This is a genomic window from Longimycelium tulufanense (genome assembly GCF_014645795.1).
GTDB classification, from domain to species: domain Bacteria; phylum Actinomycetota; class Actinomycetes; order Mycobacteriales; family Pseudonocardiaceae; genus Longimycelium; species Longimycelium tulufanense.
The window spans coordinates 1-13,891 of the sequence record NZ_BMMK01000049.1 but is presented as its reverse complement, the minus strand read 5'-3'; the positions used below and the strand labels follow the sequence as shown (position 1 = coordinate 13,891).

Genomic DNA, 13,891 nt, shown 5'->3' with positions numbered 1-13,891 from the left:
CCGCCACCCAGCTGGCCGACATGGCAAGCCGGATCAACAGTGTCGGCGATCTGGACCGGCTCGCCGCGACCCTGCCGGGCAGCTTCCACCTGATCGCGGTCGTCGGCGACCGGATCCGTGTCCAGGGCAGTGCTTCGGGGTTCCGGCGAGTCTTCGCCACGACGGTCGCGGGCACAGTGGTCGCCGCCGACCGGGCCGACGTACTGGCTCGACTCGGGGCGGCCGAACTGGACCACCGTTGGCTGGCCGCCCGCTTGCTCGACCCGGGGATGCCGCACCCGCTGAGTGATGCCACCCCGTGGCACGGGGTACACGGGGTGCCGCCCGGCCACTACCTGCTGGTCGAAGCCGCCGAACGGAGTCGCACCGTGCGGTGGTGGAGCCCGCCCGAACCGAGCCTGTCCCTGCCGGAAGGCGCTGCCGTGCTGCGCGAGGCCCTGACGACGGCGGTGTCCGTCCGTCTCGACGCCATCCGGCCGCAGACACCGATCGGCTGCGATCTGTCGGGGGGCCTCGACTCCACGTCACTGTGCTTCCTGACGAAACCACGCTGGAACGACCTCATCGCCGTCACCTGCACCGGGATGGACGAAGGCGACGACGATGCGCTGTGGGCGCAGACCGCAGCCCACGACCTCCCCGGAGTGCAACGGCTCGTGGTAACCCCGGAACAACGTCCACGACAGTTCGCCGACATCGTGCGGCCCAGCGGAGCCGACGAGCCGTTCCCCGGCGTACGTGGCCAGGCCCAGTCACTGGCGCTTGCGCGGCGGCTGGTCACCGACGGCTGCACACTCCAACTCACCGGACATGGCGGCGACGAGGTGGTGTGGACCCGCCGCGCCTACCTACACGACCTGGCCCGCACCCGGCCGTTGCTGTTCTACCGGCACTTACGCGGGCATCAGATCCTGCGCCGCTGGTCCACCGGGTCCGTCATGCGGAGGCTGTGCGACCGACGCAACTACGCCGCCTGGCTCGCCAACGAGGCGACACAGCTCTTGACGGCGCCGCCACCCGACGGCCCGGGAGGCTGGGGACCGTCCCTGCGCATGCCACCCTGGGCGACGCCGACCGCGGCCGCGGCGGCCCGCTCCCTACTGGCCGGTGCCGCGGAAAGCGCCGAGCCGTTGTCGCGGTTGCGCGGGCAGCACGAGGCGATCGCCCTCGTCCAGACCGCCGGCCGGTTCTCCCGCCTGGACGCCCAGGTCGTGGCCGGTGCCGGTCTGACCAGGGAGTGTCCCTTCCTCGACGACCGTGTGGTCGAGGCGTGCCTGGCGGTGCGGGTGCACGAACGCACCACCCCATGGCAGTACAAGCCGCTCCTGGTCGAGGCGATGCGAGGAATTGTCCCGAAGACCCTGTTGCGCCGCAGAACCAAGTCGGACACGGGCGTGGAGGTCTCCGCCGGGTTCCGCCACCACCGCCCGGAGCTGCTGGCGTTGTGTGACGACCCCCTGCTGGCCCGGTATGGCCTGGTGGACGCCCACCGGCTGCGTACGGCCGTGTCCCAGGTGTGCGCCGGCTCCACCCTTCGCCCGGTGCTCGTGCAGACACTCGCCTGCGAGGCGTGGCTCCGTTCGGCCGCCATGCTCGATACGCGAGAAAGCTGACTCCGAAAACCAAGGGGCCTGTCGTTTCGTTCGGACAGTCATCACCCGGTCGCCACCCCGGGAGCAGGGGTGCGTGCCCTTGTGTATGGGGACTGATTTGAGGGGGAAATTATGACCGATACCCTACCGTCGCTGCCCGACGTTCCGGACCTGTTCAGCGACCAGTTTCATAACGACCAATATTGTACGTATCGCGCGCTCCGTGACCGGCAGCCCGTTTCTCGGGCGCAGTACACGGCGGACAGCCCGGCGTGGATCGTGACAAGCTACGAAGAGTCCAAAGCCCTTCTGCAGGACAGCCGCCTGCAACGCAACGAATGTCATGTCGCCTCCGGCGAGTCACTCCCGGAAGCCGCCATTCCCACGGGAATCGAACAGTACTTCGAAAACATTCTGGCTCGCCGCGACCCACCCGGCCACACCCGGCTGCGTCGCGTTGTGGCCCACCACTTCACCGCGCACCATGTCCGCTCCTTGCGGCCCCGGATCCAGCAGGTGACCAACCAGGCGGTGGACCGGCTCACCGAGCAGGACAGCCGCGTGGACCTGGTGGAACACTTCGCCGATCCGCTGCCCGCCCGGGTACTGGGGGAACTGCTCAACCTCGACCATGACGACCGTGAGGAGCTCGTCGTTCGCACGCACGCGGTGCGCACCAACCGCCCCGACCAGCCGGATGACCCGTTGCGCCCCATGGTCGACTTCGCCTTACGCCTCCTGCATCTGCGCCGGAGCGAGCCGGGTGAGGATCTGGTGTCGGACATGGTCCGGGCCCACGAGGAAGGCCGGCTTGATGACACCGAACTGGTCACCCTGCTGATTTCGCTGCTTCTGGCCGGTCTCGACGTCACGAGCAACCTGATCAGCACCGCGGTCTTCACCCTGCTCACCCACCCCGAGCAACTAAAGTTGCTGCGGGAGCAACCTGCCCTGATCCCACAGGCGGTCGAGGAAGTGCTGCGGTACCGCTGCCCGCTGGAGCTGGCGGCCCGCCGCTTCACCCGGGAGCCCGTGGAAGCCAACGGGGTGCGGATCCCGGAGGGACAGACGGTCCAGGTCGTGCTCGCCGCTGCCAACCGCGATCCTCGGCAATTTCCCGATCCGGACCGGTTCGACATCGCGCGGCAGGACACCTCGCACGTGGCGTTCGGCCACGGCGCCCACTTCTGTGTCGGCGCCGCCCTGGGCCGGGTAGAGGCCGAGATCGCACTGGCGACCCTGCTGGAGCGCTTCCCCCGGCTCGCCTTGGTCGTCTGTCCTACCGAGATCACCTGGCTTCGGTCGTTCCTGCGCGCGCCCAGCACGCTTCCCGTCCAGCTTGGCTGAAGACCAGGAGCCCGGACCACCAAACACGGCCAGCCAGAGGAGTGGACAGTTGCGAGCGGTCGAAGACGATCAGACGACACCGCGGTCCGGTGAACAGGTGTGGAGCTACCTTCGTGGTGGGCGGCTGGTCCTCCTTCTCCTGCTGCTCCTGCAGCTTGCATCCCAGAGTGCCGCGTTGGTGCAGCCACTGGTGGTCAACAGGATTCTCGATGCCCTCCAGTCCGGAGGGAGCCTGCGATCTCCCGTGGTGCTCATGGCTGCCGCAGCGCTGTCCAGCATCCTACTGTCAATGGTGGCCAAGTATGCGCTGGAACGATTTGGCCACCGCGTGATCTTCGGAGTCCGTCAAAACCTGGCGTCGTGCATCCTCCGGTGCCGCGTCCCGGATCTGGAGCGATGCTCGGCCGGTGACACGTTGTCCCGCTTCGCCAGCGACACCGCGGTCCTGCAAGGTGCGCTGTCGAGTGCGGTGGTCAACGGTGTTGCCGCGCCGCTGGTCCTTGTCGTGGCCTGCGTCCTGATGTCGACGATCGACGTGCTCATGCTCCTGGTCGTCCTGGGCATGCTGCTGTTGGCGGGAGTGGCCGACTGGTTGTGTTGGAACCGCCTGTACCGCATGACGGGGCAACTGCAGGACCAGCTCGGCCGCATGACGGGCGCTCTGCAACGGATCCTGGTGAGTTTCCGGACGGTCAAGGCGTTCGCCACCGAGGACCGCGAGGAGAGGGTTCTTCGCGGCTACGCCGAGGCGGCGTATCGGACGGGTACCAGGGCGGCCCGGATCGAGGCGGCAGCCGACGGGATCGCCAAGGTCTCGATCGAGTTGGTGTTTCTCGTCACGCTCGTGCTCGGCATCGTCCGAGTCTCGGCGGGCGCGCTCACCGTCCCCGAGCTCGTGGGGTTCCTGTTGTACGTGGTGTACCTCCGCGGCCCGATCTCCATCTTTGCCGGCGCGGCCTCCGTGCTGTCCGCAGGGCTGGCGGCGATACGGCGGATCGAGCAACTCCGGAGTCTTCCCGCCGAGTCGAACGGGACAGAGCCTGTGATCCCACCGGGGATGTATCGGCCGGGCTGGGGGAGTACGCCGCTCCTGTCGGGGGTCCGGCTGGACAGGGCCGGCTTCACCTACGGTGACAAGCAGGTTCTGACCGACGTTACTTTCCACGCCCAGCGTGGTCTCACCCTACTCGTGGGGCCGTCGGGCGCGGGCAAGACCACCGTGCTCAACTTGATCGAGCGCTTCCACGAGGTGGAGCGGGGAAGCATCCTGCTCGACGGCGTCGACATTCGGCAGTATCCACGACAGCACCTCCGCCGCAAGATCGCCTACGTCGAACAGGACGCCGCCTTACTCGGAGACACTCTTCGTGCAGCGTTGCTCTACGGTGCGCCCGACGCCGGAACCACCGACGTGATGGCTACCCTGCAGGCCGTCGACCTATGTGAGTGGATCGACTCACTACCGGAGGGACTCGACACTCCGGTCGGGGAACGTGGCATCACCATGTCCGGTGGGCAGCGGCAGCGGATTGCGATAGCGAGAGCACTGCTGCGCCAAGCGGATGTCCTGATTCTCGATGAGGCAACCTCACAACTGGACGGTCGGACCGAACGCAAGTTGTTCCGAACCATCGTTGCGGAAGCCAGAGCCCGCACCGTCATCGCCGTGACGCACCGGTTGGACGTCGCCAGAGATGCGCAACAGGTCGTGGTCCTGGACCGAGGCAGAGTGCACGCGGTGGGCCGGCACCACGAGCTACTGCGGACCAGCGAGCTGTACCAGCAGCTGGCCGCCGGCATGGCGGAAAAGCCCGTGCCGCGACATCCCACAACCGTGTAGCCGGCTTCTTCGTGGGGCAGGACGACGCGTCGGTACGGATCCGGCGCCGAGGGCCGAACGACTCCTTTCCGGAAGATGACGAACGAGGTGTGCCATGGACACGGATGCCGACCCGTTGCCGCGAGTTCCGACCGCCACCTGTAGTGGTCCACTGGGCCAGCACTTCCCCGAACCCGGACCGGTTCGATACCTGCCGGGGGAGGACGGGGGAGTAGGTAGGTGGATCGTCACGCGGTATGCCGACGTCGTGGCAGCGCTCACCGATCCACGGCTCAGCAACAAGTCTTATGCCGCAGCGGACCCCACAAGTCACGAGCCCAACGATCAGCTCGGCTGGAGCATGGTTGCGGCCGATCCACCGGACCATACCCGGCTACGGAAGCAGGTCGTCCGGGCCTTCAGCGCGAAGCAGGTCGAGACACTGCGCCCTCGTGTCCAGCGCATCGTCGACGAGCTGCTCGATGCTGTTGCCGTCAGTGACGAGATCGACCTGGTCGAAACGTTCGTGTTTCCGCTGCCGGTACGAGTGATCTGCCACATACTCGGCATTCCCCGAACGGCCTGTGACCGGTTGCTGGATGCGGCACACACCGCGGAGGTACCCGCCGCGGGAGTGCCGTTGGAGTGCGCGGAGAACGTGCTGCGCGAAGTGATCGACGACCGACATGCGCGCCGCACGGACGACCTCCTCGGCGGCCTGGTTACGGCCCGAAACAACCACAAGCTCTCCGACACTGAAGTCCTCGAACTGGCCCGCTTGCTCTTTGTGTCTGGCCATCTCACCACTGTCACGTTGATCAGCCACGGCATTGCGGCGTTACTGGACGATCCGGAGCTGCGGGCCCTGCTGCGCGATAGCCCTGCGCATGTCTCCTCGATGGTCGACGAACTGCTGCGTTGCGCCGGCCCGGTGCCTTCGGTGCCCCGCTACGCCGTGGAGGACGTCGACATCGGTGGTGCCGTCATCCCGGGCGGAAGCTACGTGGCCGTGATGCTGATGAGCGCCAACCACGATCCGATCACGTTCACCGATCCGCACGCGTTCGACATCCATCGCCGTACTCGTGACGATGTTGCTTTCGGGCACGGCATTCACTTCTGTCTGGGCGCGCGCCTGGCCAAGATGGAAGCCGAGCTCGCCCTCGGTACCCTCGTCGGCCGCTTCCCCGACCTCGCACCGGCCGGTCCCGCACCGGATGACCGCCCACTCTCCCTCCGCGTCCACCTACATGGACATGGCAACGGGGGGACGGCGCCTCCCGACAGGGCAAGCCGGATCAGCAAGAACACGTACAGAGGGGACGATCGAGGATGAACGAGTACGAGGTGCAGCAGTGGCGGACGGCTCGGGGACTGGGCGATCTCGGTGAACTGACCGCCCACTGGCTGACGGGTGACCTCGCCTCCCGCCCCGGCTACCCACCGGGCGAGGGACCGTATGTCGAGACCCACGAGTTGATCGGCACGCTCGCGGCGTGCAACCGCGGTGGGTTCGTCACCAACGCCAGCCAGCCCGGCTTTCCCGAGTCAGCGGGGCCCGATGGTGTCGTGTGGGTACAACGGGCCGCGGTCACCGGGTTTGCCGAGGAAGAGGTCCTCGAGCGGATCAGGGCGGCGGTGGCCGGTACCGAATTGGTTCTGCTTACGCCCACCGCAACCGACCGCAACCCCGATGGGATCGTCGTGACCACCCGCAACGGGAAGCAACACACCACGTTCGGCACCTGGCTGTCGCGCCGCGCGGTCGCCGACAGCTTCGACGTGTGTAAATCTGCGGCCATCGATGCCCTGTGCTCGGCAGACCAGCCCACCCTCGTGGATCCGGTGTGGGGCCGCAACACGGTGCTCTGGCCATTCCTGGATGACCTCTTCGGAACCACTACATGAACCAGCCCAGGTGCGGCGAGCCGTGACCTGTGTTCCCACACCGCTGACCGCTTCGACTTCGGAGACGACAATGCCGTTCACCCTGCGTCGGGACGTATCGATGACGACGGCTGACGATGCCACGGTGCTCCTCGATGAACGCACCGGTACCTACTGGCAGCTCAATCCCAGTGGCTCGCTCGTGCTAAGCACGCTCCTTTCCGGCGGCAGCCCGCAGCAGGCCACGGAGCAACTGGTCGAACGCTATGCCGTCGAACCTGCCCGAGCAGCAGACGATGTGACCAGCCTGGTGGAGCACCTCCGGCGAGCTAAGCTGGTGACTGTATGAGTGGGCCCGTCGTCCTTCCTGCCGGCCCCAAGCCCCGGCTGTACCGCCGCCTCGTCGCGCGTGTGGTGATCGGTGTTGCCCGTCTGATGGCTCATCTACCACCCCGTCGTATCCGTGCCGTCCTGACGGTGTTGCGTGTTGGCGCGGTACCCGCAACCCATGCCCAGGCTCTTGCGGCACGCGACACCGTGACGAGCACGAGCATGTTGTGCGCGGGGCCGTACTGCCTGCCCCGTTCCCTGGCTACCGCGCTGCTCTGTCGGCTTCGCGGCACCTGGCCTACCTGGTGTGTCGGTGTGCGCACCAACCCGTTCGCCGCGCACGCCTGGGTCGAGGTGGACGGCCAGCCGGTCGGCGAGCCGATCGGTGCCGGCTACTACCGTGCCCTCATGACCGTGCCTCCACGGTGACAACAGGCGCATCGGTTGACCTATTGACAGGGGAGGGGCCAGTCGCTGCTTCGCGGCCTGTTCGCTCGAACGGTCTTTGTTGAAATCTGAATCGGAAGGCCACGCTGGAGTGGCGCTACCGGCAGCCATTCAGCAGAAGCCGGGCGAAGTTTGCCAGGAGCTGAAGCACACCGCGCGATCGGACCGTAGGCCCACCCCCATCCTCGTCTTCTGTGCGCTGTAGGCCGGTAGCCAAGGGGTCCGGCTGATGGGGCGAAGCCCCCCATGCGCCCCCCTGAGAGAGCGAGCCCGACGCTCTTCAGGGCCACGGCGATGTTTTTATCGCGGGCCATGTCTCCTTCCTCCAGGTCGTGACCGCCTTCTCGTCGCGTTCGAGTGCTCGATGCACCGGGCGTTGCGCGAACCAGCCCAGCCTATGCAGCGAGTACGCCTGTGTAGGCGCGCAGTGTGTTCGGGTTGCCCTTGGCCTTCGGGGAGTCGAGGAAGGCGTCGATAGCCGCGCGCACGGTCGGGCCGCCAGCCTTCTCGGTCCGGCCGTGCCGGGTCTCAAACTTGGCCACGGTCGCCGTCAAGGTCAGCCCTCCGGATCGACCTACCGGATAACGTGCACGAGTCGCGCCGTCAGCGAAGCGGCGTTCACGCTGGGTTGATCTCAGCTGCGCGAATCCACAAGAACGCCGTAACGGATCGCATCATTACCCATCCGGGACATCAGTCGCCCTGATCAAGTCGGCCTACAGGGGCGTATGCGTCACCACGGCACGGCGTTTCCGATCCCACTCCGTCGAACAGAGGAGAACCAGCCCAACGCGTCCCGTGAACACTGCGCTGCTCGGCGCCAGCCTTGGCAGCCGACCGGCGGTGGCTGTGCTCCGCTGGCCGCCAGGTCGGACGTTCTGCTCTGTCCATTGTGGAATCGCATCACGGGTCGGCAGGAAGAGTTTCTCCGGAAGTTTGGACTCTGCTCCGGTGGAGCGCGTGCTAACGCGGGTAAGTGCCCTGGACCCCGGTGTGCCACTAGCCAACCGAGGGACTCCCATAGCACATCTCCACGTCACTTCCGTTCCCGTGCCGATCGCGGGCATCGCGGAACCTCATCAGAGCACGGTCGAGATCATCCTGCGCGCGGTCTGGCAGGGTCTGTTCACCATGGCCGAGGGCGAACTACTGATCGACCGAGTCCGTAGGCACAGGTTGCCCTTGTCCGCCATTGACGGTCGTCTCTCCGCGGGTGGCGAGCCTGCATCGGGAACGGTCCTGACCAGGCACAGTAGGACAGTCTCATGAAGACATCGACCGCGACTCGACCGCCACTTCGACCCGTTCCCGACCCGAAGCCGATGATCCTTCCCGGCCGGTCGACGAGCGAAGCAGATCGACCCCGTCGGCGATGGCCGCCTACGCGGCGGCTGACGAAGACGCATGAATCGGCCGCAGGTTGCGGGAATGGCCGACATATGGCCGTCTGGCCATGCTGCTCTCGGTCGTTCGGTCAATCTTCGGCTGAGGTCTCTCGGACGGTCCCGCTGTTCCTTACCGTGGAAGTGCACCCCCCTTTCGGGTAACAGCACCTCACTGTGGGTGACCCAGGCGGGGGGCCTGTCTTATTTGGCGAAAGGAAGGGAACTTTGATGAGTGTCCGCCGTGTATTCGTTGGGAGTGCCACGCTCGCCGCGGCCGGCTTGATCGCTGCTGCGCCGATCGCGCTGGCCAGTGGCACGGGTGACTCGTCCAGCAAGCCGAGCCCTTCTACCAGCGCACCGGCCCCGACCAGCGGCACCAAGGCACCGCACAAGGACACCAAGGCGCCGACGACCAGCCCAAAGCCGACTGAAAGCAAGAAGCAGCAGATCGACAAGAAGCCGAAGGGCGGTGCGCAGACCGGTGGCGGTGGCGCTGCTGAGGAGAACGGGGCCAACCCGGCTCTGCTCGCCGGTGGCGCCGCAGCGGTGGTCGTGGGTGGCGGCGCGGGCCTGTACGCCCTACGTCGGCGCGGAACCAACCAGGGCTGAGCCCACATGACGCGTCCTGAGCAGCAGCGTGGCCACCCCGGCCTAGTCGTGGTGGCCACGCTGCTGGTCCTGTCCGGGCTCGGCCTGATCGGCGCGTGGGGCTGGTCGGCCGCACGCACCGACAGCCAGCCGGTATCCACACCGGAGACCGTGACCGGCTCCGTCACGCCACCGTCGAAGATGGTGCTACCGAGGTCGACACCTACCAGGATCGACATCCCACGCATTGGTGTGTCGTCATCCCTCATCGGCACCGGCCTCAACGCGGACGGCACCATCGAGGTGCCATCGGTCGACAAGCCGATGCAGGCGAGCTGGTACCGGAACAGCCCCACACCAGGTGAGATCGGCCCTGCGGTGATCCTCGGCCACATCGACAGCCGCAACCAGCCGGGAATCTTCTTCCGTCTCAAGGAACTTCAGCCAGGCGACGAGATTCGTGTGACCCGCCAGGACGGCACGGTGGCGACGTTCCGCGTAGAACGCCGCGAGCAGGTAGCCAAGGAAAAGTTCCCGACCGAGCGCGTCTACGGCGACACGAAAGGCCCGGAGCTGCGCCTGATCACCTGCGGCGGCGTCTTCGACAAGGGTTCCGGAAACTACAAGGACAACATCATTGTTTACGCCAAGCTCGTGGACGTACAGCCGGGATCGCGGTAGTGCAGCCTACCTGGAGTTCCCGTTATTGTCTGGTCACACTCTAGTTTAGGGGCAGCCGCCCGCGGATCGTTACGCCATCCGTTGGTTCCCGGTCGGGGTGGGTGTGCCGGTCTCGTCGTGACGCCCACGGGTGTGGAACTGGCGACGCCGGCGCATGTTCTCCGGGTGAGCGCCGGTGGCGGTGTAGAACGCGCGCCGCCGGAGCCCGCCAATCGAGCAACACCGGCTCGTAGTCGTTCTCCTCCTCGACAAGACCGATCCGGCCGATGTACAAGCGTTCACCGGACAGGGAGTCCAACCGATCGAAGCACAGCCCGTCGTCCGCCACCTCCAGCCGCTTCATCTCCCTGGCCAGCACCCGCACCTCAACATTCCGTTTCATCGGTGACCCACCCTCGAGCGCCTGCAGCACCACGTGGTCAGCCACCCGGCACCGATCATCCACGGTCGCCAGCCCGTAGACAGTGGTGGCGATCCGCGGTGCGCAGACGGTGGGCAGCGGCGGCGTGCGCCGCGCGAAAGCCAGCCCGGTGGGTACATCACCGTTCGAGCCGGTGCCACAGGGCTGCGAAGTCGGGGGAACGACCGGGTGAATTGCCGAGGTGGTCACCAGCGCCACCCCCGCGAAAAGACACGCACAACGGGGCTGGATGCGACAAGCCCGTGGTCAGCACCCTTGACCACGGACACGTGGAATGTCGCACGGATGCGACGTTTGGGTGTCCGAGGACCGACTTGAACCAAATTCCCACCCTCATCCAACGCGCTGACCTGCACCTTTAGACGGTGGCCACTGGGTGGCTTCCCCGGCGGACTGCCGGGGAAGCCACCCAGTGCTGGCCGTGCGGCGGCCAGCCGTGTCGAGTCATGGCCGGCGATTGCTGTCCGTTGGGTGATGTCGTGTTGCCGAATGCGTTGCCGGTCTCCAGGCGTGCTGCACCCCCGCGGGGCTTCTCCGAACCGCTGGGACATCCCTACGTGGTCGCGGAATTGCTATCGGTAATTGATGGTGGACCGTTGGACTCAGCGCTGGGGAGGAGTAGCGTCGAGTCGTCTTCGGAAGAAGAGAACGATGCATCATTCGATCTCTGTCCTGGCTTTGCTCGCTGGGGCGGCGTTGTCGGTGCCCTTGGCCGCGGCGAGTGGCGTTGAAGCCACGCCACCCCCGGTGGTGCAGTACCACCACAACCCTGCGGAGCCCTTCCCGCTGCCTCCGCCGCCCCGGCCGAAACCCGAGCCGGCGGAGGTAGCGCCCCCGCCTGTGCCGGCGCCGCCCGTGGTCGATAGTGACCCTGGGTGTGGGACGCGCGCCGTCGCGGAGGGCGTGTTCAACCCGGCCTGCTCCGAGTATCAGGGCTATCTCGATCCCGGCACGAGTGCGGGCAGGGGACCGACATCCGGCGAACTCCAATTCGAGTACGGGTGTCGGATGGGTTACATCCCATCCGCCCAGTGCAAGCGCTGATCAGAAACTGCGTTGAGGGGTCGCCCGGAAGCTACGCGCCGCACCGGTACAGCTGCTCAGGTTGCGAGGCTGATCGTCTTGACTGTTCAGCGAGGGTAGTTGGCTTCTGACATTGAGCATTTGGCGCCGCCTGGGGCCTTGTGCTTGGGGAATTTTCCGTTCTTGTTGAGTGTGAGTGGCTTTCGTCCGCAGCAGGGACAGGTCTGTTTGCTGCGTGGCCGCCGGCACTTCGAGCTGAGCTGGCGGTCGGTGGTGTATTGGGTGGTGCTGGATCCGGGGCACGTCTTCTGCTCGCGGTGAGACAGAATGCCGTGTGTGTCTTCGAGATAGTGTTTCGGTAGGGTCTTGTCTTTGTTTACGGACAATCGTAAGCAGCATTCGTCGCAGTGAACCACGGGATGCTCTCTCCGTTCAGCCTGACTCCGGTGAGCTGGGCACGTCGGTCTTGGTCAGTGTCACTACCTTGGAGGGTGTGTCCTCTCCTGGTGGTCAGGCGAAGGCTGCGGGGTAGAGGGCGTTCACGAACAGCAGGCCGCCCAGCAGCACAGAAGCGGGGAAGATCAGGAGTGATTCGGCGGGGCCGCCGGCGCGGAACCGGAGTGCGGCCGGGGGTCGGATGCGGTACCAGGCTTGGCTGCGGATGCGCAGCGGCCAGAGCAGGGGCACGCCGGAGTGGGTGACCAGGTCGCCGAGGTTGTGGATGAGGCAGCCGACGGCGACGAGCAGGCCGAGGATGAGTCCGGCGCGGGCTGTGTCGTAGCCGGCCAGGATCGGGCCGTTGGCCTGGAGCCCTGCGAGGAGGAGGGCGCCGGTGACGGCGCCGAGCACCCAGTCGCCGAGCGCGGCCGTGGCCAGCAGCACGCCGATGGCCAACACGATCAGTGTGGCGATGAGCCCGCCCAGCGCGGTGATGAGTGCCGTGAGCAGGCCCGCGGCCACGGCGAAGAGGCCGGTGTGGGCGAGGTGGCGGTGCTGGCCGTCCCGGCGCGTGTCGGCACCGGTGCGGGTCCGTTGGTAGACCGCGGCGGAGGCCCGTCGCAGCCCGGCCGAGGCCACCGTGGTCAGCGGGCCCAGCAGGCGGGAGGCCGTCGAGGAGCGGTGATCCAGGTCTGGCAGTAGCGCGTACCCGGCGGTGGCGGTGGCCATCAGCACGACCATCGGTGGGCTCGGCTGTTCCCATAGCGCCGAGAGTCCCAGGCCGGCGCACCAGCCGGTTGCCGCATGTGATCGCCCCATCACAAGATCTGAGGATGCAGACGTCCGGTCCTGGTTAGCAGCGGCCGAGGCGGTGATGCCCTCCGGCCGACCGGGTGGTGCGGCGTTGCGGTTCAGTCGGTCGGGCGCGGCGCCTGCAGGCCAGCGCGGGCGGTTCGGCGGAGCAGCGCTGAGTCCGGGTTGCCGGCCAGGGGCTCGGCCTGCGCGATCACCGTGGTGCTGCCGTCGATGTGGGAGTCGTAGGCGTTGCCAGTGAATTTTGTGCTGCTGTAGCGGGGCACCTCGCGGGACAGTTCGGCAACGTTGCCGGTTCCGGAGCGGTCGGCCAGCCGCTTGAGCTCGCCGGCACGCGTTGGATCCGGCATCTGCGTCCAGGACACCGCCACCAGCATCCGCCGGCCCGAATCATTGGTGACCTCGAACAACGACCGGGTCAGCGCCTGGCACGGGTTGGTGACGAAGAACCGCTGCACCTCGCCGTAGGAGTACCCGCTGCAGGGCATCGCCTGCGAAGAGCCCACCGACGTGAAGGTCAACCCCTTCACCTGGGCCGGCGGCGCCGGCGGCTGCGTCGAGAAGAAGCCCTTGTTGGCCGCCATGCCTGCCCCACCTACGAGGAGCACCACCGCGGCGCCAGCGAAAAATCCTCCTGCCCCGCGCTTTCCCGGCGCCGACCGCGGGTGCGGCCGCACCCGCGTACCGTCACGCCTGGTGTAACCCCGGACATGAACCACAACTCCACCCCCTTGCAATCACGTCGACGATAGGAGTGAGCACCGACACAGTTCGGGGAGAAGAGGTGGCAAGACGGCGGAAAGCACCCGAACGGCCGCAGGCCGCTGGACCTGTCACCAGACGCGCCATAGTTCCCGAGATGCTGACTTCAATCCAAAGAGCCAGGCGGCAGGACTGTCGGTGTTGACACAGGACTCGCTGCGATGATGCTGGCACACGGCCGGGGCCTGACGGTTCGACGCGGGCCACCGACCCGTCCGTCCGTCGCACGACCATCAGATCGCGACCACCCGCGATATCGACGCCACGGCCCGCACGGCCGACTTGGGCACCAAACGGGACTGTCTGATTAGCGGTGGATCGCCTGGAGATGGCAGGTTGGCTCGACTGACCTGCCAGG

General features: G+C 66.8%; 13 protein-coding genes and 1 pseudogene. 9 read left to right on the top strand and 5 right to left on the bottom strand.

Translation table 11 applies throughout. The annotated features are described in order from the left end of the window. The 7 genes from IEY55_RS28805 to IEY55_RS28775 all read left to right on the top strand — a co-directional run. Window positions 1-1,613, top strand: a 1,613-nt coding sequence (locus tag IEY55_RS28805) for an asparagine synthase-related protein (protein WP_194500064.1), incomplete at its 5' end; no start/stop codon positions are given. Between the two features lie 111 nt (window positions 1,614-1,724). Further along, window positions 1,725-2,939, top strand: coding sequence for a cytochrome P450 family protein (locus tag IEY55_RS28800; RefSeq protein ID WP_189061729.1), 1,215 nt, complete (start codon window positions 1,725-1,727; stop codon window positions 2,937-2,939). Window positions 2,940-2,988: 49 nt separating this feature from the next. Further along, the gene (locus IEY55_RS28795; protein WP_189061728.1) at window positions 2,989-4,779 is read left to right on the top strand and encodes an ABC transporter ATP-binding protein; all 1,791 of its coding nucleotides are present in this window, start codon (window positions 2,989-2,991) and stop codon (window positions 4,777-4,779) included. Window positions 4,780-4,873: 94 nt separating this feature from the next. Continuing rightward, entirely contained in the window at window positions 4,874-6,094 is a 1,221-nt protein-coding gene (locus IEY55_RS28790; RefSeq protein ID WP_189061727.1) for a cytochrome P450, read from the top strand. Beyond that, the gene (locus tag IEY55_RS28785; RefSeq protein ID WP_189061726.1) at window positions 6,091-6,666 is read left to right on the top strand and encodes a DUF6919 domain-containing protein; all 576 of its coding nucleotides are present in this window, start codon (window positions 6,091-6,093) and stop codon (window positions 6,664-6,666) included. The genes IEY55_RS28790 and IEY55_RS28785 overlap by 4 nt, the downstream gene beginning before the upstream one ends. A gap of 70 nt (window positions 6,667-6,736) precedes the next feature. Next, the gene (locus IEY55_RS28780) at window positions 6,737-6,994 is read left to right on the top strand and encodes a lasso peptide biosynthesis PqqD family chaperone (RefSeq protein WP_189061725.1); all 258 of its coding nucleotides are present in this window, start codon (window positions 6,737-6,739) and stop codon (window positions 6,992-6,994) included. Then, a complete protein-coding gene (locus IEY55_RS28775; RefSeq protein WP_189061724.1) occupies window positions 6,991-7,404 on the top strand; it encodes a lasso peptide biosynthesis B2 protein in 414 nt (137 codons plus the stop codon). Before IEY55_RS28780 ends, IEY55_RS28775 begins: the two co-directional genes overlap by 4 nt. 298 nt (window positions 7,405-7,702) lie before the next feature. Here IEY55_RS28775 and IEY55_RS33140 read toward each other — a convergent pair whose 3' ends face one another. Beyond that, window positions 7,703-7,792 (bottom strand): hypothetical protein, encoded by a 90-nt coding sequence (locus IEY55_RS33140; RefSeq protein WP_189061723.1) that lies wholly within the window; start codon window positions 7,790-7,792, stop codon window positions 7,703-7,705. 25 nt (window positions 7,793-7,817) lie between these two features. Then, on the bottom strand, window positions 7,818-7,976 hold the full coding sequence (locus IEY55_RS28765; protein ID WP_189061722.1) for a hypothetical protein: 159 nt from the start codon (window positions 7,974-7,976) through the stop codon (window positions 7,818-7,820). A 1,059-nt stretch (window positions 7,977-9,035) separates the two neighbouring features. Between IEY55_RS28765 and IEY55_RS28760 the strand changes: the two genes are divergently transcribed. Then, complete coding sequence (locus IEY55_RS28760) at window positions 9,036-9,416, top strand: GVDTG sorting domain-containing protein (protein ID WP_189061721.1); 381 nt, start codon at window positions 9,036-9,038, stop codon at window positions 9,414-9,416. Window positions 9,417-9,422: 6 nt separating this feature from the next. Further along, window positions 9,423-10,076 carry a class F sortase gene (locus IEY55_RS28755; protein WP_189061720.1) on the top strand — a complete coding sequence of 218 codons (654 nt, stop codon included), beginning with the start codon at window positions 9,423-9,425 and terminating at the stop codon, window positions 10,074-10,076. A gap of 120 nt (window positions 10,077-10,196) precedes the next feature. On the opposite strand, the pseudogene IEY55_RS28750 reads toward IEY55_RS28755, so the two are convergent. The 3 genes and pseudogenes from IEY55_RS28750 to IEY55_RS28740 all read right to left on the bottom strand — a co-directional run. After that, window positions 10,197-10,530, bottom strand: a pseudogene (locus tag IEY55_RS28750) (helicase); the annotation flags it as partial. Between the two features lie 1,500 nt (window positions 10,531-12,030). Further along, the gene (locus IEY55_RS28745) at window positions 12,031-12,777 is read right to left on the bottom strand and encodes a metal-dependent hydrolase (RefSeq protein WP_189061719.1); all 747 of its coding nucleotides are present in this window, start codon (window positions 12,775-12,777) and stop codon (window positions 12,031-12,033) included. A gap of 92 nt (window positions 12,778-12,869) precedes the next feature. Beyond that, window positions 12,870-13,355 (bottom strand): hypothetical protein, encoded by a 486-nt coding sequence (locus tag IEY55_RS28740; protein ID WP_189061718.1) that lies wholly within the window; start codon window positions 13,353-13,355, stop codon window positions 12,870-12,872. Window positions 13,356-13,891 lie beyond the last annotated feature (536 nt).

Bases quoted from the DNA above. Each gene is read 5' to 3' on its own strand.
- IEY55_RS28800 (WP_189061729.1), top strand. From the start codon at position 1,725: ATGACCGATACCCTACCGTCGCTGCCCGACGTTCCGGACCTGTTCAGC.
- IEY55_RS28790 (WP_189061727.1), top strand. From the start codon at position 4,874: ATGGACACGGATGCCGACCCGTTGCCGCGAGTTCCGACCGCCACCTGT.
- IEY55_RS28785 (WP_189061726.1), top strand. From the start codon at position 6,091: ATGAACGAGTACGAGGTGCAGCAGTGGCGGACGGCTCGGGGACTGGGC.
- IEY55_RS28780 (WP_189061725.1), top strand. From the start codon at position 6,737: ATGCCGTTCACCCTGCGTCGGGACGTATCGATGACGACGGCTGACGAT.
- IEY55_RS28775 (WP_189061724.1), top strand. From the start codon at position 6,991: ATGAGTGGGCCCGTCGTCCTTCCTGCCGGCCCCAAGCCCCGGCTGTAC.
- IEY55_RS28760 (WP_189061721.1), top strand. From the start codon at position 9,036: ATGAGTGTCCGCCGTGTATTCGTTGGGAGTGCCACGCTCGCCGCGGCC.
- IEY55_RS28755 (WP_189061720.1), top strand. From the start codon at position 9,423: ATGACGCGTCCTGAGCAGCAGCGTGGCCACCCCGGCCTAGTCGTGGTG.
- IEY55_RS28745 (WP_189061719.1), bottom strand. From the start codon at position 12,777: ATGGGGCGATCACATGCGGCAACCGGCTGGTGCGCCGGCCTGGGACTC.
- IEY55_RS28740 (WP_189061718.1), bottom strand. From the start codon at position 13,355: ATGGCGGCCAACAAGGGCTTCTTCTCGACGCAGCCGCCGGCGCCGCCG.